Consider the following 23382-nt stretch of genomic DNA (forward strand, 5'->3'; position numbering starts at 1 on the left):
ATCCTCAGACGGAGAAGTACTTCGCCTCGGGGTGGTGGAAGACGAACGCGTCGGTCGACTGCTCGGGGTGCAGCTGCAGCTCTTCGCTCAGCTCGACGCCCATCCGCTCGGGCCGCAGCAGCTCGACCACCTTCCGGCGGTCCTCCATGTCGGGGCACGCCGGGTAGCCGAGGGAGAACCGCGCGCCGCGGTAGTCGAGCTTGAACAGTCCCGCCGTGTCGGCCGGGTCTTCCGCGGCGAATCCCAGCTCGGCGCGGATGCGGGCGTGCCAGAACTCGGCGAGCGCCTCGGTCAGCTGCATCACGAGGCCGTTGAGCTCGTAGTAGTCGCGGTACCGGTCCTCGGCGAACAGCTTCGCGGTGACCTGGTCGATGCGGGCACCCGCCGTGACCAGCTGCACCGGCAGCACGTCGACGACGCCGGACTCGCGCGCGCGCACGAAGTCGGCCAGGCACAGGTGCCGATCGCGGCGCTGGCGCGGGAACGAGAACCGCAGCCGATCGGTGCCGACGGGACCACCCGAACCTCCGTCGGGCGCGAGGAGCCCGGCCGGCCCCACGAGCCCGCGCGGATCGTCGCCGTGGTGCAGCACGACGAGGTCGTCGCCCTCCGAGACCACGGGGAAGTAGCCGTAGGCGACCGAGGCATCGAGCATCCCCTCGCCGAGGATGCGGTCGAGCCAGTACCGCAGCCGCGGGCGCCCCTCGGTCTCCACGAGCTGCTCATAGGACAGTCCGTCGTCGCCGCGGCCGGGCTTGAGCCCCCACTGCCCCATGAAGGTCGCGCGCTCGTCGAGGAACGCGGCGTAGTCGGCGAGGGCGACACCCCGCACGATCCGCGTCCCCCAGAACGGCGGCGCGGGCACGGCGTTGTCGGATGCCACGTCCGACCGCGCCGGCATCGCCTCCGGCTCGGTGAGGGTGAGGAGCGAGCCCTCGCGATGGATGCGCTTCTTGAGCGGCGGGAGGCCGACGGCATCCGGGGACTCCCCCCGCGCGACGCGCACGAGAGGCTCCATGAGGGCGAGGCCCTCGAACGCGTCCTTCGCGTAGCGCACCTCGCCGTCGAAGAGGCCCGCGAGGTCGTCCTCGACGTACGCGCGGGTGAGGGCCGCACCGCCCAGCAGCACCGGCCAGCGCCCCGCGAGGCCCCGGGACTGGAGTTCCTCGAGGTTCTCCTTCATGACGACCGTCGACTTCACGAGCAGGCCCGACATGCCGATGACGTCGGCGTCATGCTCTTCGGCCGCCGCGATGATGTCGGCGATCGGCTGCTTGATGCCCAGATTGACGACGTCGTACCCGTTGTTGGTGAGGATGATGTCGACGAGGTTCTTCCCGATGTCGTGCACATCGCCGCGCACCGTCGCCAGCACGATCCGCCCCTTCCCCGACGCGGACGTCTTCTCCATGTGGGGTTCGAGCAGCGCGACGGCCGTCTTCATGACCTCGGCGGACTGCAGCACGAACGGTAGCTGCATCTGCCCCGAGCCGAAACGCTCGCCGACGACCTTCATCCCCTCCAGGAGGTGGTCGTTGATGATCTGGAGCGGCGCGAGCGCGGGGGTGTCGGGGCTGCCGGCGCGGGCAAGGTCGAGGTCGGCCTCCAGCCCCTTCAGCTCGCCGTCGATGATGCGTCGCTGCAGCCGCTCGCCCACGGGAAGGGCGGCGAGCTCGGCGGCACGCTGGTCGCGCAGCGCGGCGGTGTCCACGCCGGCGAACATGTCGAGCATGACCGCGAGGGGGTCGTAGACGAGGTTGCCCTCGTCGTCGTACCGACGGCGGTCCCACACGAGGTCGAGCGCCACCTGGCGGCGGTCGTCGGGAATCGAGGCGAGCGGGACGATCTTGGCGGCGTCGATGATCCCCGAGTTCAGGCCCGCCTGCGTCGCCTCGTGGAGGAACACCGAGTTGAGCACGGAGCGAGCCGCCGGGTTCAGGCCGAACGACACGTTGGAGACGCCGAGCGTCGTGTGGATGCCGGGGTATTTCGCGACGAGGCGCCGGATGGCCTCGATCGTCTCGATCGCGTCGCGGCGCGTCTCCTCCTGCCCCGTCGCGATGGGGAAGGTGAGGCAGTCCACGATGATGTCCTCGACCCGCATGCCCCACTCGCCGACGAGCGCGTCGACGAGGCGTGAGGCGATCCGGAGCTTGTCGTCCGCCGTCCGCGCCTGACCCTGCTCGTCGATCGTGAGGGCGATGACCGCGGTGCCGTGCTCCTTCACGAGCGGCATGATCCGGCCGAAACGCGACGAGGAACCGTCGCCGTCCTCGTAGTTGACGGAGTTGACGACGGGACGGCCGCCGATGAGTTCCAGGCCCGCCGCGATCACGGCCGGCTCGGTCGAGTCGATGACCAGCGGCAGGGTGGATGCCGACGCGAAGCGCGACACGACCTCGCGGACGTCGGCGACGCCGTCACGGCCCACGTAGTCGACGCACACGTCGAGGAGGTGCGCGCCGACGCGGATCTGGTTGCGGGCGATCTCGACGCAGTCGTCCCAGCGCCCCTCGAGCATCGCCTCGCGGAAGGCCTTCGACCCGTTCGCGTTGGTGCGCTCGCCGATCGCGAGGTATGACGCGTCCTGCTGGAACGGCACGTGCTGGTACAGGGATGCCACGCCGGGTTCGATCGTGACCGTGCGACGCGTGTCGTCCCGCGGGGCGCGATCGACGGAGCCGCCGGTCTCACGCGGCGGCGCGAGGCGCTCGACGACGGCGGCGAGGTGCTCGGGGGTCGTGCCGCAGCATCCTCCGACGAGTCCGATGCCGAACTCCCGCACGAACTGCTCGTGCGCCGTGGCGAGCTCGGCGGGCGTCAGCGGGTAGTGCGCACCGTCGGCCGTGAGCACCGGGAGGCCCGCGTTGGGCATGCACGCGATCGTGACGCGCGAGTGCTTCGACAGGTGCCGCAGGTGCTCGCTCATCTCGGCGGGGCCCGTGGCGCAGTTCAGCCCGATCGCGTCGACGTCCAGCGGCTCCAGCGCGGTGAGCGCCGCGCCGATCTCGGAGCCCATGAGCATCGTCCCGGTGGTCTCCACCGTGACCTCGACGAAGATGGGCAGCCGGATGCCGCGGGCGACGATGGCCTGCTTGCAGCCGTTGACGGCCGCCTTGGTCTGCAGGAGGTCCTGCGAGGTCTCGATGAGGAACGCGTCGGCTCCCCCGTCGATGAGACCCTCGGCCTGGAGGGCGAACGTCTCCTTCAGGTGCGCGTAGGTCGTGTGCCCGAGCGAGGGGAGCTTCGTCCCCGGCCCCATCGACCCGAGCACCCAGCGCATCCGCCCGTCGCGGGCCTCCGCGGCCTCGACCCGCTCCCGTGCGATGCGGGCGCCCGCTTCGGCGAGCTCGTGGATGCGGTCGTCGATCGCGTAGTCGGAGAGGTTCGACCAGTTCGCCCCGAAGGTGTTCGTCTCGATCGCGTCGATTCCGACGGCGAGGTAGTCGTCGTGGATGCGCGCGATGAGGTCGGGGCGCGACACGTTGAGGATCTCGTTGCATCCCTCGAGCTGCCGGTAGTCGTCGAGGGTCGGCTCGTAGCGCTGGAGCATCGTTCCCATCGCCCCGTCGGCGATGACGACGCGCGCGGCGAGCGCGTCGAGGAGAGCCTGCGACCGAGCGGGCCTGTCCACTGCTCCGATGTCGAGCGGGTGGCGAAGCGGGGTGGTCGAGGTCACTGGCCGATTCTCCCACGCGGGCGCGGGCACCCGGCGCGGGAAGACGCCGCGAGTCAGCGGGAGCGGCGGGCCTTGAGGTAGCCGTCGATACTGTCCCAGATCGCGATGCCCGCGATGCCGAACCCGGTGAGGATCGACAGGATGCCGAAGACCTTGTCGGCATCCGGTTCCGGGATCACGGCCTCCCAGAACTCGGGGTTGAGCAGCATGTCCTGCGACAGCAGCCACAGCGCCGGGAGCAGGAAGGCGAGGTTCAGCACCACGTTGACCGCCGCCAGCGACGGCGTCCAGCGGCGTCGCGCGTGGAGGACGACCTGGAAGCCGACCTCGATCGCCATCAGCAGCAGCAGACCCCCGAGCCACCAGGGCGCGAGCGCGGGCGACAGGAACGGCATCCACCGCCCGTCGAGGTAGACGAGACCGACCATCTGATCCCAGACGACGGCCGCGGCACCGACGATGAGGAACGCGATGCTGACGATCATGTCGGCGAACGTGGTGCCTGCCGCGTGGGGGTGAGGCAGGTCGTCGGGCGACCAGGAACGCCGGGAGGACGCCGTCGTCCGACGCGCGTCGTCGGAGCGCTCGAGAAGCGCGAACACGAGGGTCGTCCAGAAGGCCACGTGGACGACGACCGACACGGCCGTCCCGATCGTCGTGCCGACGATGCCCCCGATCGTGGCACCGGCGAGGGTCTGGCCGAGCGCGACGCCGAAGGCCGCGAGCGGCAGGACGATCCACAGCAGCAGCTTCAGGAGCCGCAGCCAGTCGAGGTAGTACCGCGGGCCGATGAGCTGCAGGGGGCGGTCGGCGAGGCCCGCCGCGAGCGCGTCGGGGTCGCCGAGGGCCGTCAGCACCTCGCGCTCGGCGGTCTCGAGCGCCTCCCCGGCGGCGAGGCGGGCGTCGAGCTGATCGGCGATGGACGCGCCCAGTTCGGCGGCGACGTCGTCGCGCTGGGCCTCGGGGATCGTGCGGACGACCGCCTGGATGTAGCGGTCGCTGAGGCTCGTCGCCTCGGTGCGGGAATCGGTCATGTCAGTCCCCTTCCGGGAGGGCGTCGATCGCGTCGGCGATCGCGCGGAGTTCGTCGGTGAGAGCCCGCGCGAGGAGCGTTCCCTCGGCGGAGGTGCGGTAGAACTTGCGCGGCCTCGCCTCGTCGGTGTTCCACTCGCTCGTGAGGTGGCCCTGCTTCTCGAGTCGTCGCAGGAGCGGGTAGAGCGTGTTGGCGTCGGTGTCGAAGCCGCGCGCCTGCAGGTCTTCGAGGAGGCCGTAGCCGTACCCCGGCTCGGCCAGCAACCGCAGACACGCCAGCACCACCGTGCCGCGACGCAGCTCCTGCAGGTGGATCGCCTGTCCGTCTGCGCCGTCGTCGCTTCCTGGATTCATGCGTCACACTATAGTGTGTGTCACACAGTATCGTCAATCACACGGCATGACCGGACGGCATCCCGGGCCAGGATGGATGCCATGAGCCTCCCCGCCCTCGACGACCTCCTCGCGACGGCGCGCGTCGTCAGCCTTCCCCTCGCGACCCGCTTCCGCGGCCTCGACACGAGGGAGGCACTGCTCCTGGAGGGCCCCGAGGGCTGGAGCGAGTTCTCCCCCTTTGTCGAGTACGACGACGCGGAGGCCGCGGTGTGGCTCGCCGCAGCGATCGACTTCGGCTGGAACCGGCAGCCGCCCGCACGGCGCACCGCGATCCCCGTGAACGCGACCGTTCCGGCCGTGCCCGCCGGCGACGTCGGCGCCGTCCTGGCCCGATTCCCCGGATGCCGCACCGCCAAGGTGAAGGTGGCCGAGCGCGGCCAGGTGCTCGCCGACGACGTCGCGCGCGTGCGGGCCGTTCGCGACGCGCTCGGCCCGGAGGGACGCATCCGGATCGATGCCAACGGTGCCTGGAACGTCGACGAGGCCGAGCACGCACTCCACGACCTCTCCCCCTTCGACCTCGAGTACGCCGAGCAGCCCTGCGCGAGCGTCGCCGAACTGGCCGAACTGCGACGCCGGATCGGCGACTGGGACATCCCGATCGCCGCCGACGAGAGCGTGCGGAAGGCATCCGACCCGCTCGCCGTCGCGCGCGCGGGCGCGGCCGACCTCCTCGTGATCAAGGCGCAGCCGCTCGGCGGCATCCGGCGCGCCCTCGAGATCGTCGCCGCCACGGGCCTGCCGGCGGTCGTCTCGAGCGCCCTCGACACGAGCATCGGCCTGTCGATGGGGGCGCTGCTGGCGGCCGCCGCGACCGAGCTCGACTACGACTGCGGGCTCGGCACCGCCGCACTCCTCGCCGCCGACATCACCGAGGAGCCGCTCCTGCCCGAAGGTGGTGCGATCCCCGTGCGCCGCGTCGTCGCGTCGCCGGCCCTCCTCGACCGGCACGCGGCCCCCGCCGAGCGGCACGACTGGTGGCTCGCGCGCCTGGGCCGCTGCCGTCGGCTGCTCGACGCCGACGCGGCATCCTGACCGCCGCGAGCATCACTCAGGATGCCGGGGGCTCCACGAGCGCTCCGACGAGGCGCTCCAGGCGCTGGTTGAGCACCTCGTTCACCTCCGCCTGGGAACGGCCCTCCAGCGTCGCGCGTGCGCACGTGTCGTCGGAGACGTCCACGAGCAACTGTGCCGTCTCCTCCAGCGGGAGCCGCAGGCGCAGCCCGAAGGAATCCACCACGTGGCCGATGATGTCCTCCACGCGTGACCGGAGCGCATCGCGCCACGCGAGATAGGCGCCCGCGAGCCGCGGATCGCGCAGCGCCTGCGTGCGGATCTCGCTCACGAGCTGCGGCTCCATGCGCTCGCCGAGACTCGCGCCGACGACCTTCCGGACCACGGTCCCCGGATCGCGCAGCTCCGTGGGGTCGAGCTCGCGCACGCGCAGCGCCACTTCCTCCAGCTTCGCCTCCGCGAGCTGCCGGATGAGTGCGAGGAACAGCTCGTCCTTCGACTCGAAGTTGGAGTAGAACGCTCCGCGGGTGAATCCCGCCCGCTCGCAGATGGCCTCGACCGACGCGGCATCCATCCCGACCTCGCCGAACACCTCGTGCGCCGCGTCGAGCAGGCGGGCCCGCGTCTGCTCGCGGCGGCGGGATGCCGGGCGCGACTCGAGATCCGTCATCGCGGGCTTCCTCTCCGTGTCCGGTTCACACCAACTCCTCAGCCTTGCGGGTGAGCTCCCTCATACGATACATCTATGTATCGGATACAGCGTTGTATCGAACTGTCCTCACGGATCCGTCCCTGATCTGAACCGGAGCGCTCGTGTCCACTCTGCTGTACTCCCTCGGCCGCTGGTCGTACCGCCACCCGTGGCGCGTGCTCGTGTCGTGGCTCCTCGTGCTGGGCGTCGTCGGCGGCGCCGTGGGAGCCGGGATCGCGACCGGCTTCGTCAAGGGCACCGACAACTCCTTCTCGATCCCCGGCACCGAAGCCCAGGAGGGCATCGCTCTCCTCGACCGCACGTTCCCGCAGGCCAGCGGCACGAGCGCGCAGCTCGTCATCGTCGCCCCCGAGGGCGACCGGGTCGACGACGCGCCGGTGTCGGGCATCATCGGCGACGCGATCGACGACCTCGAGGGCCTCGACGGCGTGCTGGCCGTCACCGACCCCTTCGACGAGATGGTCACGGGCCTCGTCTCCGACGACGGGCAGGCCGCGATCGTCCGCCTGCAGTTCGACGGCCAGGCCACCGACGTCTCCGCCGAGACGAAGGCGGCACTCACCGACGTGGCCGCGCAGACCCGGGAGGCAATGCCCGCCGGGTCGCAGGTCGCGATCGGCGGCGACCTCTTCTCCACCTCCGTCCCCGCGCTCTCGCTCATCGAGGCGGTGGGCGTGCTCATCGCCCTGTTCGTCCTCATCGTTACCTTCCGCTCGATCGCCGTCGCCTGGTTCCCGCTCGCGAGCGCCCTCATCGGGGTCGGCCTGGCGATCGCCCTCATCTACATGTCGAGCGCCTTCGCGTCGATCTCCTCCACCACGCCGATGCTGGCCCTCATGCTGGGGCTCGCCGTCGGCATCGACTACGCGCTGTTCATCGTCGCCCGCCACCAGGACCAGGTGCGCGCCGGGATCGAGCCGGAGGAGTCCGCCGCCCGCGCGACGGGCACCGCGGGATCGGCGGTGGTCTTCGCGGGCGTCACGGTGCTCATCGCCCTCATCGGACTCGGCTTCGCCAACATCCCCTTCCTCACCACGATGGGCATCGCCGCGGCGGCGGCCGTCGCGATCGCCGTCGTCGTCGCCCTCACGCTCACACCGGCCCTGCTCGGATTCGCGAAGGAACGCGTCCGCGGGTGGTCCCGCCGCGCCCCCCGTGCGGCCCGTCGCGGCCGGGGCCGCACGGCGCGACCGCGGCGCGGCTTCGCCGAGCGCTGGGTCACCGCCGTCACCCGCCGCCCGATCGTCACCACCCTCGCCGTCGTGGTCGGTCTCGGCATCGTCGCGATCCCCGCCGCGAGCCTCCACCTCGCCCTGCCCAACGCGGGCGTCCAGCCCAAGTCCAGCGAAGCCCGCCAGGCCTACGACCTGACGGCGGAGCACTTCGGCCCCGGCTCGAACGGGCCGCTCATCATGACCGGGACGATCGTCACGTCGACCGATCCGCTCGGGCTCATGGAAGACCTCGCCGCCGAGGTGGAGAAGGTTCCCGGCGTGCGGGAGGTCGCCCTCGCGACGCCGAACGAGACCGCCGACACGGGACTCATCCAGATCGTCCCGGAGACCGCACCGGACGACCCCGCCACGGCACAGCTCGTGCGCGACCTCCGGGCCCAGCACGACCGTCTGCTCGACGAGTACGGCGTGGACCTGAAGGTGACGGGCTTCACGGCCGTCGGCATCGACATCTCCGACCGCCTGGGCGCCGCCCTCCTGCCGTTCGGCCTCTTCGTCGTCGGGCTCTCCCTCGTCCTCCTCATGATCGTCTTCCGTTCCATCTGGGTGCCGATCAAGGCCGCCGCCGGCTATCTCCTGTCGGTCGCCGCCGCGTTCGGCGTCGTCGCCGCCGTCTTCGAGTGGGGCTGGTTCGCCGACCTGCTGCACGTGACGCGCACCGGCCCCGTCATCAGCTTCATGCCGATCATCCTCATGGGCGTGCTGTTCGGCCTCGCGATGGACTACGAAGTCTTCCTCGTCTCGCGCATGCGCGAGGACTTCGTGCACGCCAACCGCTCCCGCGACGGACGCGGCGAGCGCGCGACGGCGATCGGCGCCGTCCGCAGCGGCTTCACGGCATCCGCACGCGTCGTCACGGCCGCGGCCGTCATCATGTTCGCGGTCTTCGCGGCGTTCGTCCCCGAGGGGGATTCGTCGATCAAACCCATTGCGCTGGGCCTGGCCGTGGGCATCGCGGTCGATGCCTTCATCGTGCGCATGACGCTCGTCCCCGCCGTCATGGCGCTCCTCGGCGAGAAGGCGTGGTGGATGCCGCGCTGGCTCGACCGCCTGCTCCCCCACTTCGACATCGAGGGCGAAGCGGTCGAACGCGAGCTCGCGCTGGCCGAGTGGCCCGAGGATGCCGCGACGACACCGCTCGTGGGCGAGGGCGTGGGCGTGCGCGCCGACGGCGCCACCGTCGACGAGGACGTCACGGTCTTCGCGGATGCCGACTTCCGCCTGCCCCACGGCGGCACGCTCGTCGCGTCGCACCCCGATCCCCGGGTCGGTCGCACGTTCGCGCTCATGGTCGCCGGACGGGTGGCTCCGAACGAGGGCCGGCTGCGGGTCGCGGGACACCTCCTGCCGGGGCGTGCGGCCTGGGTCCGCGCTCACGTGGGGGTCGCGCTGCTCGACGGCTCGACCGAGCCGCTGCGGGAGCTCCGGCGCGCTCTGGCCGGCGGCACGCGCCTCGTCGTGATCGACGGGCTCGACCTCCTCACCGGCGGCGAGCGCGACCAGGCCGCCGCCCTGCTGCGCGATGCCGCCGCCGCCCTGCGCGAGCGCCGCGGCGACGCGGGCTCGCCGCTCACGGTCGTCGCGACCGTGCGACGCGACGGACCCGCCCTCGACCTCCTCAACGATGCGCACCGCCCCTCGGTGACGCCGCTCGCGCTCTCCGGGAGGGATGCCGCCACCGACTCCCGGCACACCCCCTCCTCCGACCTTCCCTCCGATCTCTCTTCCGACACGCAGGTGATGCAGTGATGACCAGCTCGACCACCCCCCTGGAGCGCGCCCGCTCCACCCGCCCCGTGACGTGGGTGACGATCGTGGGCGTGCTGCTGCTGCCCGTGCTCATCGGCGGCATCCTCGTCGCAGCGCTCTACAACCCGGTCGACCGCCTCGACAGCATGCGGGCCGCGATCGTCAACAACGACGAGCCCGTCACGATCGACGATCAGTACGTGCCGCTCGGGCGCCAGCTGAGCGCCGGCCTCGTCGAGGGCTCCGACGAGCTCGAGAGCAACCTGGACTGGACGATCTCCAACACCGATGATGCCCGCGAGGGCCTCGCCGACGGCACGTACGACGCCGTCATCACGATTCCCGAGAACTTCTCGGCGGCGGCGACCTCCACGGCCCCCGGCGGCACCCCCGAGCAGGCGACGATCCAGGTCGCGACGGCGCCCGACAGCCTCATCGTCGACGACGCCATCACGGCGCAGGTCACACAGACCGCCGCCACCGTGCTCGGCCAGCAGCTGTCGGAGACGTACCTCGAGAACGTCTTCCTCGGCTTCACCACCCTCGGCGACAAGCTGGGAGAGGCAGCCGACGGCGCGGGCGACCTCGCCGACGGTGCGGGCAGCGCCGCCGACGGTGCCGTGTCGCTCGCCGACGGCGTCACGCAGCTCGCCGACGGCACCGGACAGTTCGCGTCCGGCATCCGGGACCTGTCGTCCGGTGCGGCCGAACTCGGCGACGGCGCGGGAGGCATCGCCTCGGGCGCGTCGGGCATCGCCGACGGCACGAGCCAGGAGGCGGGAGGCATCGACGCGCTCGGCGAAGGGGCGGACGCGTTGGGTGACGGCCTGGGCGCGCTGGCGGCCGCCACCTACGACGCGCAGAGCGGGGCGCAGCAGATCGCGGCCGGCGTCGACGGCGGCGCCGACGACCTGCGGGAGAACGGCATCGTCCCCACGGACCTGACCGACCTCGCCCAGCAGACCTCCACCACCGCCGCGACCGCGGCCACGGCGGCCGACGGTGTGGCATCGGGGCTCGACGCTCTGTCGGACCAGTGCCTCGACGCGGGCGCCGACCCCGCCTTCTGCGACCAGCTCGCCGAGCTCCAGACCGCCGCCGACGGCTCGGCGCAGGCCGCCGCAGGCACCGAGACCCTCGCCGGGTACACGTCCGGCGGTCTCGACCAGTTCGCCGCGGAGGCGCCGGAGGAGCTCGCCGCGCAGCTCACGACGATCGCCGAGTCGGTGCGCACGCTCGGCACGGGCCTCGGACAGATCGGTGACGGCATCGACGCGACCGCCGCCGGCGCGGGTGACCTCGCGTCGGGCGCGGGCGAGCTCGCCTCCGGCGCCGGCGACCTCGCCGACGGGGCGCAGCAGCTGTCCTCCGGCGCAGCGCAGCTCTCCGCCGGGGCGGGTGCATTCGCCGACGGCGCCGCCACGGCCGCCTCCGGAGCCGACGACCTCGCGTCGGGCGCCGACGCGGCGGCGAGCGGCGCCGACGACCTCGCCGATGGCGTCGGGAAGCTGGCCGACGGCACCGACGAGCTCGCCGACGGGCTGGGGCAGGCGACCGACGGCATCCCGTCCTACACCGACCAGCAGGCCACCGACCTGGCGACGGTCGTGGCGAACCCGGTGTCCGCCGAGGGCATCGGCACGTCGCTGTTCGGCGCGTCGGCGGTGCCGCTCCTGGCGGTGCTGGCTCTCTGGTTCGGCTCGCTCGGTTCGTTCATCGCGCTCCAGGCCGTGCCGCGCCATGCGCTCAGCTCGCGCCGGCCGTCGGCGCTGCTGGCGGCACGCAACCTCGCTCCCGCCGCGGGCATCGGCGCCCTCCAGGGACTGCTCGTCGCGGGCGTCGTGCAGCTGGCCGCCGGATACGACTGGGGCGACTGGTCGGTGTTCGCCGTCCTCGCCGTCGTCGCGGGAGTCGCCTTCGCCGCCGTGAATCAGGCGCTCGTGGCCGTGTTCGGCGGAGCCGGTCGCTGGATCGCCGCGCTCATCGGAGTGCTCGCGGTCGCGACGGGCGTCGTCTCCACCGTGCCGGGCGTGCTGGCATCCGTCGCCGGGCTCATGCCGACCGCGCCCGCCTACAACGCCCTGCTCGCCGCACTCACCCCCGCTGGCGGCGTCGCGGCCGGCGTCGTCGGATTGCTCGTCTGGGCCGCGCTCGGCTTCATCGCGACCGTGGTCGCGGTGGCCCGGCGTCGCACCACGAGCGCCCGCGCGCTGCTGGCATCCCCCGCCTGACCCGCAACCGCCCCCTGCGCCGGATTTCGGTGCAGGGGCGGTGCAGGGGGTTGCAGAACTTCGGAAATGTGCACGATGACGGAGCGAACCCGACTCACGCTTCCGCGATTCGGCACATCTCCGAAGTCTTGCGCACGGTCAGGCACGCGAGCACGGGATGCCGGGCAGCAGCGCGGGATGCCGCGGGGCGGCTCAGCTCAGGCCGCTGTAGGCGTGCAGGCCCTTGAAGAACATGTTGACCACCACGAAGTTGAACAGCACAGCGGAGAATCCGACGATCGACAGCCACGCTGAGCGGGTGCCGCGCCAGCCACGCGTCGCGCGTGCGTGGATGTAGCCGGCGTACAGCACCCAGATGACGAAGGTCCAGACTTCCTTCGTGTCGAAGCCCCAGTAGCGACCCCACGCGTCGTTGGCCCAGATGGCGCCCGCGATGAGGGTGAAGGTCCAGAAGATGAAGCCCACGATCGCGAAGCGGTAGGCGAGCGACTCGAGCGCGTCGGCACTCGGGATCGTGCGCAGGAAGCGCATCCGACCGGCCGGGGCGTCGTCGGCGTCGCTCTCGCGCGCCGCGACGACCGCGCGCCGCTCCCGGCGGTCCTGCAGCAGCTGCAGCACCGACAGCGCGAACGCGAGGGCGAGGAAGGCGGTGGCGAGGGATGCCACGAACACGTGGATCACGAGCCACACGCTCTTGAGGGGGTCAGCCAGCGGCGTCACGTCGACGTGGAACGCGAGCGCCGCACCGCCCAGGAAGACGACGATGAGGCCCGTGATGAACGACCCGAGGAAGCGCAGGTCGTAGCGCAGCAGCACGACGAGGTACACGGCGACGATGAGGAGGGTGCCGGTGAGGGCGAACTCGTAGTTGTTCGCCCACGGCACGCGGCCGGCGGCGATCCCGCGGAGCACGTCGCCGCCGAGGTGGAAGAGGAATCCGAGCACCGTCAGCGACGTGCCGATCCGAGCCCACAGGTACCGCTTCCGCGACGCGAACGGCGCCTCCAGGTCGGCCAGCGCCGCGGCCTCCTCGGCGCGCACGCGGTCGATCGAGCTGCCGCCGCCCGCGCCGACGAGCACCCGCTCGGACACGGCATCCTTCGCCTTGACGGCGAGGTCGCTGCGGCGCGCCAGATCGATCGCGTAGGCGATGAACGCGAGCGCGTAGATGGCGACGGCCGTCCAGACCAGGAGGAACGAGACGTCTTCGAGCTGCAGGCCGGTGTCGGGCATGCGGTCAGTCTACTTTCGGGTCGGCGGACGAGTCCGCGGGGGAAGGGGCGGAGGGACCGGCCTTGTCGGGCGACGAGGCGAGGAGGTCGTCGACGGCGCTGCCGTGACGGCGGACCAACTCGGCGACGGCGGCCGCGATCGCCGGGTCCTCCCCGCGGGCGAGCCCCGCGTACTCCAGGTGCAGGGAACGGATGCCGTCGACCTCGACCGGCGTCGCCTTCACCCACATCCGGCGTCGAGGGATGAACAGGGCCGCGAGGAGGCCGGCGAGCGCGAGGATCGCGAACACCAGCACGAACGGTGCTCCGACGTCACGGTGCACCGAGAGCGACACGTAGCGCTTGACCGCTTCCGGCGCCCCGTCGGCGGTGGCGTCCTCGAAGGTGACCGTGCCCAGTCCGTTCGGCAGGTCGACCGTGTCGCCGGGGGCGAGTTCGAGGGAGTCCACATCGATCGTGCGTCCCGTGAGCTGCTCCATGTCGCCCGTGTCGAGCGCGTAGACGGAGCGCGGCGTGCCGTCGTCGATGCCGAGGTCGCCGACGTAGACGTCGAGGGTGAGCACGGGGTTGAGCAGGTCGCCGAACGCGGACGTCATCGCCCCGCTGTGGAGGTCGGCGGCGCTCGGATAGAAGAAGCCGACGAGCCCCATCTGCTGGGCCAGCCCGTCGGGCACCTTCACAACCCCGAGGGAGGTCATGTTGGCATCCTGCGGCAGGAACTCGACGTCTTCACGGAAGACGATCTCGCCGTCCGCATCGCGCACCGTGATGGTGGGCGCGTAGCCGTTGCCCATGAGGTAGATGCGATCGCCCGCGAGCTCGAGCGGGTGGTTGACGCGCACGACGCCCGGTCGGGGCGCCTGGCCCGGCTCGGTGACGGTGAGGTTCGCCGCGAAGTCGCCCGCCTGCCCCTGACCGGCCTCCCCCAGCGCCGTGTAGGTGACGTCGAAGCGGTCGAGGGTCAGCGCGTAGGGCGGCAGGTTCTCGACGTCGACGAAGCGGCCGGGGTTGAACGATGTGTACCCGAGCCCGATGGAGTTGACGAAGCTGTCGCCCTCGGTGATGACGGTCTGTCCCGTGTAGGTGAGCCCGCCGCCGATCCCGACGGACAGCAGCACCCCGACGAGCGCTCCGTGGAAGACGAGGTTGCCGGTCTCGCGGAGGTACCCGCGTTCCGCGGAGACGGATGCCGTGCCGCGCCCGTCGTAGCGTTCCACGCGGTAGCCGGAGGCCTTCAACTGCGCCTCGGCGAGCTGCACGGCATCGGCCGCGGCCGCCTCGGCATCCGCGGCGTCCGCGCCGGACGGGAGCGCGACCGTCGCCTCGGCGTGGTCGTCGAGCCGCGATAGGCGCACGGGCGTGCGCGGCGGCCGCGCCTTCATGGCGTTCCAGTGGTGGCGCGTACGCGGGATGACGCAGCCGATGAGCGAGATGAACAGCAGGATGTAGATCGCCGAGAACCACGCCGACGTGTACACGTCGAAGAGCTGCAGCTTGTCCAGCACCGGGTACAGGTCGGGATTGTCGGTGCGCCACTGGGTGACGCCGTTCGGGTCGGCGGTGCGCTGCGGCACGATCGACCCGGGCACCGCGGCGATCGCGAGGAGCAGGAGCAGCACGAGCGCCGTACGCATGCTCGTCAGCTGCCGCCAGCCCCAGCGCAGCCACCCGACGGGTCCGAGCCGCGGCTGCGAGATCGTTTCGCGGGGGTCGGCGGAGTCAGCGTGGTCCGCGTGATCATCGGGCCGCAGGGGGTCGCTGACGTCAGAGCGGGAGCTGGACACTGCCGATCACCCCCGTCAGCGACGACATGACGGCGGTCCACACACCCGTGACCATGAGAAGTCCCAGCACGATCAGCAGCACGCCTCCGACGATGTTGACGACACGGATGTGCCGGCGGAAGAAGGCGGTCGAGCGCGCCGCCCAGCCGACTCCGAGCGCGATGAGCAGGAACGGGATGCCGAGGCCCAGCGAGTACGCCACGGCGAGCACGACGGCGCGCCACGGATCGGCCTGGGTCAGCGAGATGGAGAGGATCGCGGTGTAGGTCGGCCCGATGCAGGGCGCCCAACCGATGCCCATCGCGATGCCCAGGAGCGGCGCCCCCACGAGGCCGAGCCCCGTACGCACCTGCGGTTTGAGGGTGCGCTGGGCGACGCCGAAGACACCGACGAACACGAGCCCCATGACGATGACGACCACGCCGAGCACGCGCGTGAGGATGTCGCCGTACTGCAGGAAGAAGCGGCCGAGCGTGCCGGCGAGCACCCCCATCGCGACGAAGACGAGGGTGAAGCCGAGGATGAACAGCGCGACGCCGAGGAGGAGGCGTCGACGACCCTCACGGGCCGGGCGGGCGCTGGTGGCGCCGCCGAGGAAGCCCAGGTACCCGGGCACGAGCGGGAGCACGCACGGGGAGAGGAAGGAGACGAGCCCCGCGAGCGCCGCGATGGGGATCGCGATCCACAGGGCGCCGTCGAAGACGACCTCGCCGGGATTCACGCCTTCTCCGCCAGCACGTCGTCGACGACGGTCCGGAGGATCGACTCGCTCTGCACCGCGCCGATGAACCGCGCGGCGACGCGACCCTCCGCGTCGAGGACGAGGGTGATGGGCACGGCACTGAGCGGGGTCCACGAGGCGAACGCGAGCTTCAGATCGGCATCCTCGCGCGCCAGCAGCGACGGGTAGGTCACGCCGTACGTCTTCTCGAAAGCCGTCGCCTGCTCGGGCCCGTCGTAGATGTTGACCCCGAGGAAGTGCGCACCGGCATCTTTCGTCTCACCCGCGACCGACTCGAGGATCGGCGCCTCCACCCGGCACGGCCCGCACCCGGCGTACCAGAAGTTGAGCACGAGCACGTCTCCCGCGAAGTCGGCGCTCGACACCGTGGAGCCGTCGACGGCCGTGCCCGTGAAGGTGACCGCCTCGCCACGCTCGTCGGCGGGGATCTCCTGGACGCTGCCGTCGCCGCTCACGTAGCCCTTGTTCGTGCCCTGCTGGTACTGGCCGGCGATGCCCGTGGCGGTGTTCGTGCAGGCGGCGAGCGAGACGGCCAGCACGAGGGCGGCGACGGATGCCAGGAGGCGGCGGGGGGTGGAGTTCATCAGACGGCTCCCACATCGACGGCGCCGGCGGCGGCGGCCGGCGCGGCATAGGCGATCTCGCGCCACCCGTCGCCGTCGCGCTCGAAGGTCGTGACCGACGACAGCGCGCACCGGCGCTGACGCGGGTCGTGACGCAGCGGCGCGCCGGTCAGCGAGAGGTGCGTGATCCAGATCGGCAGCTGGTGCGAGACGAGCACGACGTCGCCCGCGACGCCGTCGACCAGCGGTGCGGCCTCCGACGCGTCGCGCATCGCGGCGAGCATGCGGGCGACGACGTCGAGGTACGGCTCGCCCCAGCTGGGGATCGCGGGCGCGCGCAGGTGGCGCCAGTTCATCGGGTTCATGAGCGCCTGCCGCATCCGGCGGCCCTCGAAGACGTTCGTCGGCTCGATGATGCGCTCGTCCGTAGCCACGGGCAGTCCGAACAGGTCGGCGAAGGGCTCGGCGGACTCCTGCGCGCGCTGCAAGGGCGAGGCGGTGATCGATGCGATCGGCCGGCCGAGGTCGCGGACATGCTCTGCGGCGCTCTGCGCCATGCGCCGGCCGTCGTCGCTCAACCGGAAGTTCGGGAGCCGCCCGTACAGCACGCGCTGCGGGTTGTGGACCTCGCCGTGGCGCACGAGGTGGAGGCGTTCGGCGGGCACGCCCCCAGTCTACGGCGGCACGATCTGTGGGCGGGCTGGGAGGTGACGCGCCCGCGGCCACGACGGGTCGAGGAGTCAGGCGGCGTCGAGGTCGGGACGTCGGTCGCGCAACTGGCGCACGCGGGTCACGACGAACCACGTCACCCCCGCCACGGCGCCGACGATCACGACGTATTGGAGGATGTCGGCGTAGGTCTCCACGACGTGCCACGACTCACCCAGGAAGAACCCGGCGAGCACGAAGACGGAGTTCCACACCGCCGAGCCCGCGAGGGTCAGCAGCACGAAGCGCCACAACGGCATCCGCACGACTCCGGCGGGGATCGAGATGAGGCTTCGGAAGATCGGGATCATGCGCCCGAAGAACACCGCCTTGCCGCCGTGGCGCGCGAACCACGCCACCGTGCGATCGACGTCTTCGACGTGCAGCAGCGGGACTCGCGCGACGACGGCGCGCAGCCGGCGCAGCCCCAGCCATGCGCCGAGGCCGTACAGGAGCAGGGCGCCGACGACCGACCCTGCCGTCGTCCACAGCAGCGCCTCGACGAGTCCGAAGGAACCACGGGATGCCGCGAGCCCCGCCATCGGGAGGATGACCTCGCTCGGCAGCGGCGGGAAGAGGTTCTCGGCGGCGATCGCGATGCCGGCCCCCGGAGCGCCGATGACCTCCATCAGCGACACGACGGCGTCGACGAGCGTCGTGAGCCAGGAACCGTCCGCTGCCACCGCCATCCTTCGACGGTACGGGGAGGACGTTTCCGGAACCTGTGCGGACGCCGAGCAGACGCCCCGCAAGCGGCGCGGCTCGCGGCCCGTAGACTGGTCGATCGTGAGTGAACGCGTTCTCGTCAGCCAGCTGCATTCCCGTGAAGACGGCGCCGTCTCGGTGTCCGGATGGGTGGAGACCGTCCGCGATCAGAAGAAGGTGCAGTTCGTCATCCTGCGCGATGAGACCGGCGCGGTGCAGCTCGTGAACCCCGCGACGCGGCCCGACCCGGAGGCCGAGAGCCAGGATGCCGGCGCCCTCGCGCTCACGGCGCTCATCTCCGAACTCACCACCGGCACGTTCCTCACCGTCACGGGAGACCTCAAGCACGACGAGCGCGTCAAGCTCGGCGGGGTCGAGATCAAGATCGGTGCGCTGGAAATCGCCGCGGCGGCTCTCCCCGAGACCCCGATCGCCGCCGACAGCGGACTCGACAAGCGCATGGACTGGCGCTTCCTCGACCTGCGTCAGCGTCGCAACAACCTGATCTTCCGCGTGCAGACCACCCTCGAGCACGCGATGCGCGGCTACTGGATCGACCGCGACTACATCGAGATCCACTCGCCCAAGCTCATGGCTTCGGCATCCGAGTCCAACGCCGAACTGTTCGAAGTGCCCTACTTCGAGGACAAGACCGCGTATCTCGCGCAGTCGCCGCAGTTCTTCAAGCAGATGGCGCAGTCCGCCGGGTTCGGCAAGATCTTCGAGATCGGCGACGTGTACCGCGCCGACCCGTCGTTCACGAGCCGTCACGCGACCGAGTTCACGTCGGTCGACGCCGAGATCAGCTGGATCGACTCCCACGAAGACGTCGCCGCGATGCAGGAGGAGCTGCTCCAGACCGCGATCCAGGCGGTCAAGGACAAGCACGGCGACGAGATCAAGGAGCTCTTCGACATCGACGTCGTCGTGCCCGCGGTGCCCTTCCCGCGCATTCCGCTGGCAGAGGCGCGCGAGATCGTGAAGGCGCGCGGGTATGAGATCCCCCGCACCGACGGCGACCTCGACCCCGAGGGCGAGCGTCAGATCTCCGCGCACGTCGAGGAGACCTACGGCCACCAGTTCGTCTTCATCACCGACTACCACCCCGAGATCCGCGCGTTCTACCACATGCGCGACCCCGAGACCGGGCTCACGAAGTCGTACGACCTCCTGTTCAAGGGCGTCGAGATCACGACCGGCGCGCAGCGCGAGCACCGCGTCGACGTGCTCGAGGTGCAGGCGCGCGAGAAGGGTCTCGACCCGGAGCACCTCGCGTTCTACTTCGACTTCTTCCGCTACGGCGCCCCGCCGCACGGCGGCTTCGGCATGGGCCTCGCGCGCGTGCTCATGCTGCTGCTGGGCCAGGACTCCATCCGCGAAGTCACCTACCTCTTCCGCGGTCCCACGCGTCTCGCGCCGTAGCCGACCCCGGATGCCGGGGGCCGCGTCACGCCCACGACCCGTGAGCGTCACCGCGGGTTCACCGGCATCCCGCCGAGTCGTCATCCGGCATCCGTAGTTTCCTCTCGTCCCCGCACGAGCGCGTCGATCGGCGCGCGCGTGCGACACCCGAGAGGAATCACATGCGCAATACCCGTACGCGACGCCTGGGCGTCGCTCTCGCCCTGATGACGGCCGCGGCCCTCGCCTTCACCGCCTGTGCCGCCGAGGCGGGAACCCCGGGCGCCGGAGGCACCGACGGTGCGGCATCCGCGGACGCGGCGACCGCCACGAGCCTCGCCGACTTCGGCACCCTGGCAGACCTCGAGGCCGCCGCCACGGCGGAGGGCGCGCTCAACGTCATCGCGTTGCCGCGCGACTGGGCGAACTACGGCGAGATCCTCGACCTGTTCGCCGACCGCTACCCCGAGATCACGATCAACGAGCAGTCGCCCGACGTCTCGAGTGCCGAGGAGATCCAGGCAGCGAAAACCAACGAGGGCCTCGATACGGCGCCCGACGTCTTCGACCTCGGCCTCACGGTCGCCCTGCAGAACACCGACGTGTTCGCGCCGTACAAGGTCGCCACGTGGGACGACATCCCCGACGCGCTCAAGGAGTCGTCGGGACTGTTCGTCGGCGACTACGGCGGGTACATGTCGGTCGGCTACGACTCGAGCCGCTACGACGAGCCCGCGGAACTCTCCGACCTCCTGGGGGCCGACTACGCGGGTGCCGTCGCCATCAACGGCGACCCGACCCAGGCCGGTGCCGCCTTCGCGGCCGTCGGGCTGGCGACCGTGCAGAACGGCGGGACGCTCGACGACTTCCAGCCCGGCATCGACTTCTTCAGTGAGCTCCAGAAGGCGGGCAACCTGCTGAAGGTCGACGTCACCACCGGCACGATCAGCAGCGGCGAGACCCCCGTCGTCTTCGACTGGGACTACCTCAACGCCACGCACACGTCGACCAACCCGAACTGGAAGGTCCGCGTCTTCGACGGCACCGGCTACGCCGCGTACTACAACCAGGCCATCAACAAGGATGCTCCCCACCCGGCCGCCGCGCGCCTGTGGCAGGAGTTCCTCTACAGCGACGAGGTGCAGAACCTGTGGCTGAAGGGCGGCGCCCGCCCGGCCCGCATGGATGCCATGACCGCCGCCGGCACGATCGACGCCGACCTCGCGGCGGCCCTCCCGGCCGCTCCCGGGACGACCGTCGTCCCCACCGAAGCACAGAGCACCGCCGCCGGCACGCTGCTCGGTGAGAAGTGGGCTGCGGCGGTCCAGTGACCTCCGCAGCGCTCGTGGCGACGCCGCGGGACACCCGCCCCGAGGAGGAGCAGGCCGCTCCTCCTCGGGGCGCGGTGCGCACGCGGTCGTGGGCGTGGCTTGGGCTGGTGCCGTTCGCCGTCTACCTGGGTCTCTTCCTCGCCCTCCCCACCGCCCTCGCGATCGGGACCGGCTTCTTCGACCGCGACGGCGCCTTCACATGGGCCAACGTCGCGGCGCTGGTCGACCCCGTCATCCTGACCACGTTCGCCAACACGACGTGGCTCTCCGCGCTGACGGCGGCCGTCGGAGCGGTGCTCGGAGCGCTCGTCTGCTACGCCGCGCTGGGGCTGCCTCCCACGGGGCTCGTCCGCAGCATGCTCGACGCCGCCGCCGGCGTGCTCGCCCAGTTCGGCGGGGTGATGCTCGCGTTCGTCTTCATCGCCACCATCGGCGTGCAGGGCGTCGTCACCGTGTTCCTGCGCGACTCCTTCGGCGTCGACCTCCAGCCCGGGTCCTGGCTGTACTCGCTGCCGGGCCTCATCCTCCCCTACATCTACTTCCAGGTGCCGCTCATGGTGATCACGTTCCTGCCGGCTCTTTCTGCGCTCAAGCCGCAATGGACGGAGGCGAACCTCGTGCTGGGCGGCACCCGCGCGTCGTTCTGGACGCGCGTGGGCCTTCCCGTGCTCGCGCCGTCGTTCCTCGCCAGCTTCCTGCTGCTGTTCGCCAACGCGTTCTCCTCGTATGCGACCGCGGCGGCCCTCGCCAGCCAGGGCTCGCAGATCGTTCCGCTCCAGATCCGCGCCGCCCTCACGAGCGAGACGGTGCTCGGGCGGGAGAACCTGGCGGGTGCGCTGGCGCTCGGGATGATCGTGGTCGTCGGCGTCGTGATGGCCCTCTATGCAGCGATCCAGCGCCGGGCGGCGCGGTGGCAGGCATGAGCGTCTCCGGCCTCGCTCCGTCCCGCACGACGCGCGCCGTGATCGGGATCGTCGTCGGCATCCTCTTCGCGATCCCCCTGGCATCCACGGTGCTGTACACGTTCCGCGACAGCACGTCGGGGGGTGTGACGCTCGCCAACTGGACGCGGGTCTTCGATCCGGCCAATACGCAGGTGCTCGGTCCGATCTGGGCCGGGCTCGGCAACTCGGTCGTGCTGGCCGTCGTGACCGTGGCGATCGTCCTGCTCCTCCTGCTGCCGACGCTCATCCTCATCGAACTGCGATTCCCCCGCCTCGCGCGGCCCTTCGAGTTCCTCGCGCTCCTGCCGATCTCGATTCCCGCGATCGTCCTCGTCGTCGGCCTCGCCCCGATCTACCTGCAGATCGGTCGCACGCTCGGCACGGGAGCGTGGACCCTCGCCTTCGCCTACGGCGTGACCGTGCTGCCCTTCGCCTACCGATCGATCAAGGCGTCGATCGACGCCATCGACGTGAAGACCCTGTCCGAAGCGGCACGATCGCTCGGCGCCAACGGCTTCGACGTCATCGTTCACGTCCTGGTGCCGAATCTGCGCCAAGGTCTCCTGGCCGCGTCGCTCATCTCGGTCGCCGTCGTGCTGGGCGAGTTCACGATCGCCTCGCTGCTCAATCGTCAGGTGCTCCAGACGGCCCTCGTCGTGTCGAACAAGATCGACCCCTACGCGTCGGCGATGTTCACCCTTCTCTCGCTCGCCTTCGTCTTCCTCCTCCTGCTCGTCATCTCGCGCGCCGCCCGCGTGCGTTCCCGAAAGGCCCGTCCGTGACCACCGATCCCCTCGCCGCCGTCACCCCCCGTGCGCTGCCGCGCACGTCCGACAACGCCCTCCTGGCCGATGCGGGCGAGGGGACGAGGGTCGAGTTCCGCGGTGTCGTCAAGGACTACGGCACCACTCGCGTGCTGCACGACTTCGCCCTCGACATCGCCCCCGGCGAGTTCGTCTCCCTCCTCGGACCCTCCGGCTGCGGCAAGACGACGGCGCTGCGCGTGCTGTCGGGCCTGGAATCGGCGACGGGGGGCGCGGTGCTCCTCGGCGGGCGCGATGTCTCCGGCATCCCGACGAATCGACGCGACATCGGCATGGTGTTCCAGTCGTACTCGCTGTTCCCGCACCTGCGCGTGATCGACAACGTGGCCTTCGGACTGCGCCGACGGCGGGTGGCGAAGCGCGTCGCGGCACGCCGTGCGGCCGACGCGCTCGAACTCGTCGGCCTCGGCCACCTCGCCGATCGCTTCCCCCACCAGCTGTCCGGCGGGCAGCAGCAGCGGGTGGCGCTCGCACGCGCCCTCGTGACCGAGCCCCGCGTGCTCCTGCTGGACGAGCCGCTCTCGGCCCTGGATGCCAAGGTGCGCGTCCAACTGCGCGACGAGATCCGTCGCATCCAGCTGAGACTGGGGATCACGACCGTATTCGTGACCCACGACCAGGAGGAGGCGCTCGCCGTGTCGGATCGCATCGCGGTCATGAACGCGGGGCGGATCGAGCAGGTGGGGAGTCCGGAAGACCTCTACCTGCGCCCGGCCAGCCCGTACGTCGCAGCGTTCGTCGGAGTCTCCAGCGTCGTGCCCGGTGTCGTCGCCGGCGGCGCCGTGCACGTGTGGGGCCAGCGGCTGTCGTCGCCTTCGACCGTCGCGGACGGTTCGGTCGACGCCTTCATCCGGCCCGAGAACGTGCGGCTGGTCTCCGAGGGCGGTGTGCCCGCCACCGTTCAGGAAACCACGTTCTTGGGCGGGTTCCGCCGCACGCTGGTGCGCGCCGCCGACGGCACCCTCCTCACCGTTCAGCACGCCGCCGGCGATCGCATCGCGTACGACGACCTCGTGCGGGTGGCCTTCGCCGAGGTGCCCGTCGTCGTGCGGCCGCGACCGGAGGGCTGACCGCGCACCGCCGGGCCACTGGTGCCGCCG

General features: G+C 71.2%; 18 protein-coding genes. 8 read left to right on the forward strand and 10 right to left on the reverse strand.

The features are described from left to right. Nucleotides 1–4 precede the first annotated feature (4 nt). The 3 genes from metH to ACSQ18_RS12200 are packed head-to-tail and all read right to left on the reverse strand — an operon-like array spanning nucleotide 5 to nucleotide 5065. Nucleotides 5–3679 (reverse strand): methionine synthase, encoded by a 3675-nt coding sequence (metH, locus tag ACSQ18_RS12190; protein WP_436037656.1) that lies wholly within the window; start codon nucleotides 3677–3679, stop codon nucleotides 5–7. A 53-nt stretch (nucleotides 3680–3732) separates the two neighbouring features. Next, on the reverse strand, nucleotides 3733–4713 hold the full coding sequence (locus ACSQ18_RS12195) for a permease prefix domain 1-containing protein (protein WP_436037657.1): 981 nt from the start codon (nucleotides 4711–4713) through the stop codon (nucleotides 3733–3735). A gap of 1 nt (nucleotide 4714) precedes the next feature. Continuing rightward, nucleotides 4715–5065 carry a PadR family transcriptional regulator gene (locus tag ACSQ18_RS12200; protein WP_436037659.1) on the reverse strand — a complete coding sequence of 117 codons (351 nt, stop codon included), beginning with the start codon at nucleotides 5063–5065 and terminating at the stop codon, nucleotides 4715–4717. A gap of 81 nt (nucleotides 5066–5146) precedes the next feature. On the opposite strand from ACSQ18_RS12200, the gene ACSQ18_RS12205 reads away from it, so the two are divergent. Continuing rightward, complete coding sequence (locus ACSQ18_RS12205) at nucleotides 5147–6142, forward strand: o-succinylbenzoate synthase (protein WP_436037660.1); 996 nt, start codon at nucleotides 5147–5149, stop codon at nucleotides 6140–6142. 16 nt (nucleotides 6143–6158) lie between these two features. Here ACSQ18_RS12205 and ACSQ18_RS12210 read toward each other — a convergent pair whose 3' ends face one another. Beyond that, the gene (locus ACSQ18_RS12210; protein ID WP_436037661.1) at nucleotides 6159–6791 is read right to left on the reverse strand and encodes a TetR/AcrR family transcriptional regulator; all 633 of its coding nucleotides are present in this window, start codon (nucleotides 6789–6791) and stop codon (nucleotides 6159–6161) included. Nucleotides 6792–6934: 143 nt separating this feature from the next. Here ACSQ18_RS12210 and ACSQ18_RS12215 point away from each other — a divergent pair, with 143 nt between their 5' ends. Continuing rightward, the gene (locus ACSQ18_RS12215) at nucleotides 6935–9817 is read left to right on the forward strand and encodes an MMPL family transporter (protein ID WP_436037663.1); all 2883 of its coding nucleotides are present in this window, start codon (nucleotides 6935–6937) and stop codon (nucleotides 9815–9817) included. Further along, nucleotides 9817–12048 carry a YhgE/Pip family protein gene (locus ACSQ18_RS12220; RefSeq protein ID WP_436037665.1) on the forward strand — a complete coding sequence of 744 codons (2232 nt, stop codon included), beginning with the start codon at nucleotides 9817–9819 and terminating at the stop codon, nucleotides 12046–12048. Before ACSQ18_RS12215 ends, ACSQ18_RS12220 begins: the two co-directional genes overlap by 1 nt. Nucleotides 12049–12240: 192 nt before the next feature. Here ACSQ18_RS12220 and ccsB read toward each other — a convergent pair whose 3' ends face one another. The 6 genes from ccsB to ACSQ18_RS12250 form a co-directional block, all read right to left on the reverse strand. Beyond that, nucleotides 12241–13281 (reverse strand): c-type cytochrome biogenesis protein CcsB, encoded by a 1041-nt coding sequence (gene ccsB, locus ACSQ18_RS12225; protein WP_436037666.1) that lies wholly within the window; start codon nucleotides 13279–13281, stop codon nucleotides 12241–12243. 4 nt (nucleotides 13282–13285) lie between these two features. Continuing rightward, a complete protein-coding gene (gene resB / locus ACSQ18_RS12230; RefSeq protein WP_436037667.1) occupies nucleotides 13286–15064 on the reverse strand; it encodes a cytochrome c biogenesis protein ResB in 1779 nt (592 codons plus the stop codon). Continuing rightward, nucleotides 15045–15785, reverse strand: a complete 741-nt coding sequence (locus ACSQ18_RS12235; RefSeq protein WP_436037669.1) for a cytochrome c biogenesis CcdA family protein — start codon at nucleotides 15783–15785, stop codon at nucleotides 15045–15047. The genes resB and ACSQ18_RS12235 overlap by 20 nt, the downstream gene beginning before the upstream one ends. Then, complete coding sequence (locus ACSQ18_RS12240; protein ID WP_436037670.1) at nucleotides 15782–16390, reverse strand: TlpA family protein disulfide reductase; 609 nt, start codon at nucleotides 16388–16390, stop codon at nucleotides 15782–15784. The genes ACSQ18_RS12235 and ACSQ18_RS12240 overlap by 4 nt, the downstream gene beginning before the upstream one ends. Beyond that, nucleotides 16390–17034, reverse strand: a complete 645-nt coding sequence (locus tag ACSQ18_RS12245; protein ID WP_436037671.1) for a histidine phosphatase family protein — start codon at nucleotides 17032–17034, stop codon at nucleotides 16390–16392. The genes ACSQ18_RS12240 and ACSQ18_RS12245 overlap by 1 nt, the downstream gene beginning before the upstream one ends. Before the next feature lie 75 nt (nucleotides 17035–17109). After that, nucleotides 17110–17766: a DedA family protein gene (locus ACSQ18_RS12250; RefSeq protein WP_436037672.1), complete on the reverse strand. Its 657-nt coding sequence runs from the start codon at nucleotides 17764–17766 to the stop codon at nucleotides 17110–17112. Between the two features lie 97 nt (nucleotides 17767–17863). On the opposite strand from ACSQ18_RS12250, the gene aspS reads away from it, so the two are divergent. From aspS to ACSQ18_RS12275, 5 genes are all read left to right on the forward strand, one after another. Next, the gene (aspS, locus tag ACSQ18_RS12255) at nucleotides 17864–19204 is read left to right on the forward strand and encodes an aspartate--tRNA(Asn) ligase (RefSeq protein WP_436037674.1); all 1341 of its coding nucleotides are present in this window, start codon (nucleotides 17864–17866) and stop codon (nucleotides 19202–19204) included. Between the two features lie 161 nt (nucleotides 19205–19365). Next, the gene (locus ACSQ18_RS12260) at nucleotides 19366–20514 is read left to right on the forward strand and encodes an ABC transporter substrate-binding protein (RefSeq protein ID WP_436037675.1); all 1149 of its coding nucleotides are present in this window, start codon (nucleotides 19366–19368) and stop codon (nucleotides 20512–20514) included. A 74-nt stretch (nucleotides 20515–20588) separates the two neighbouring features. Further along, nucleotides 20589–21437: an ABC transporter permease gene (locus ACSQ18_RS12265; protein WP_436038439.1), complete on the forward strand. Its 849-nt coding sequence runs from the start codon at nucleotides 20589–20591 to the stop codon at nucleotides 21435–21437. Then, nucleotides 21434–22240, forward strand: a complete 807-nt coding sequence (locus ACSQ18_RS12270) for an ABC transporter permease (protein ID WP_436037676.1) — start codon at nucleotides 21434–21436, stop codon at nucleotides 22238–22240. Before ACSQ18_RS12265 ends, ACSQ18_RS12270 begins: the two co-directional genes overlap by 4 nt. Then, a complete protein-coding gene (locus ACSQ18_RS12275) occupies nucleotides 22237–23352 on the forward strand; it encodes an ABC transporter ATP-binding protein (protein WP_436037678.1) in 1116 nt (371 codons plus the stop codon). Before ACSQ18_RS12270 ends, ACSQ18_RS12275 begins: the two co-directional genes overlap by 4 nt. The last annotated feature ends 30 nt before the right edge of the window (nucleotides 23353–23382 follow it).

It is taken from the genome of Microbacterium sp. LjRoot45 (assembly GCF_964253325.1).
Taxonomy (GTDB): domain Bacteria; phylum Actinomycetota; class Actinomycetes; order Actinomycetales; family Microbacteriaceae; genus Microbacterium.

Bases quoted from the DNA above. Each gene is read 5' to 3' on its own strand.
- ACSQ18_RS12240 (WP_436037670.1), bottom strand. From the start codon at position 16,390: ATGAACTCCACCCCCCGCCGCCTCCTGGCATCCGTCGCCGCCCTCGTG.
- ACSQ18_RS12205 (WP_436037660.1), top strand. From the start codon at position 5,147: ATGAGCCTCCCCGCCCTCGACGACCTCCTCGCGACGGCGCGCGTCGTC.
- ACSQ18_RS12210 (WP_436037661.1), bottom strand. From the start codon at position 6,791: ATGACGGATCTCGAGTCGCGCCCGGCATCCCGCCGCCGCGAGCAGACG.
- ACSQ18_RS12200 (WP_436037659.1), bottom strand. From the start codon at position 5,065: ATGAATCCAGGAAGCGACGACGGCGCAGACGGACAGGCGATCCACCTG.
- ACSQ18_RS12220 (WP_436037665.1), top strand. From the start codon at position 9,817: ATGACCAGCTCGACCACCCCCCTGGAGCGCGCCCGCTCCACCCGCCCC.
- ccsB (WP_436037666.1), bottom strand. From the start codon at position 13,281: ATGCCCGACACCGGCCTGCAGCTCGAAGACGTCTCGTTCCTCCTGGTC.
- ACSQ18_RS12250 (WP_436037672.1), bottom strand. From the start codon at position 17,766: ATGGCGGTGGCAGCGGACGGTTCCTGGCTCACGACGCTCGTCGACGCC.
- ACSQ18_RS12260 (WP_436037675.1), top strand. From the start codon at position 19,366: ATGCGCAATACCCGTACGCGACGCCTGGGCGTCGCTCTCGCCCTGATG.
- ACSQ18_RS12195 (WP_436037657.1), bottom strand. From the start codon at position 4,713: ATGACCGATTCCCGCACCGAGGCGACGAGCCTCAGCGACCGCTACATC.
- ACSQ18_RS12270 (WP_436037676.1), top strand. From the start codon at position 21,434: ATGAGCGTCTCCGGCCTCGCTCCGTCCCGCACGACGCGCGCCGTGATC.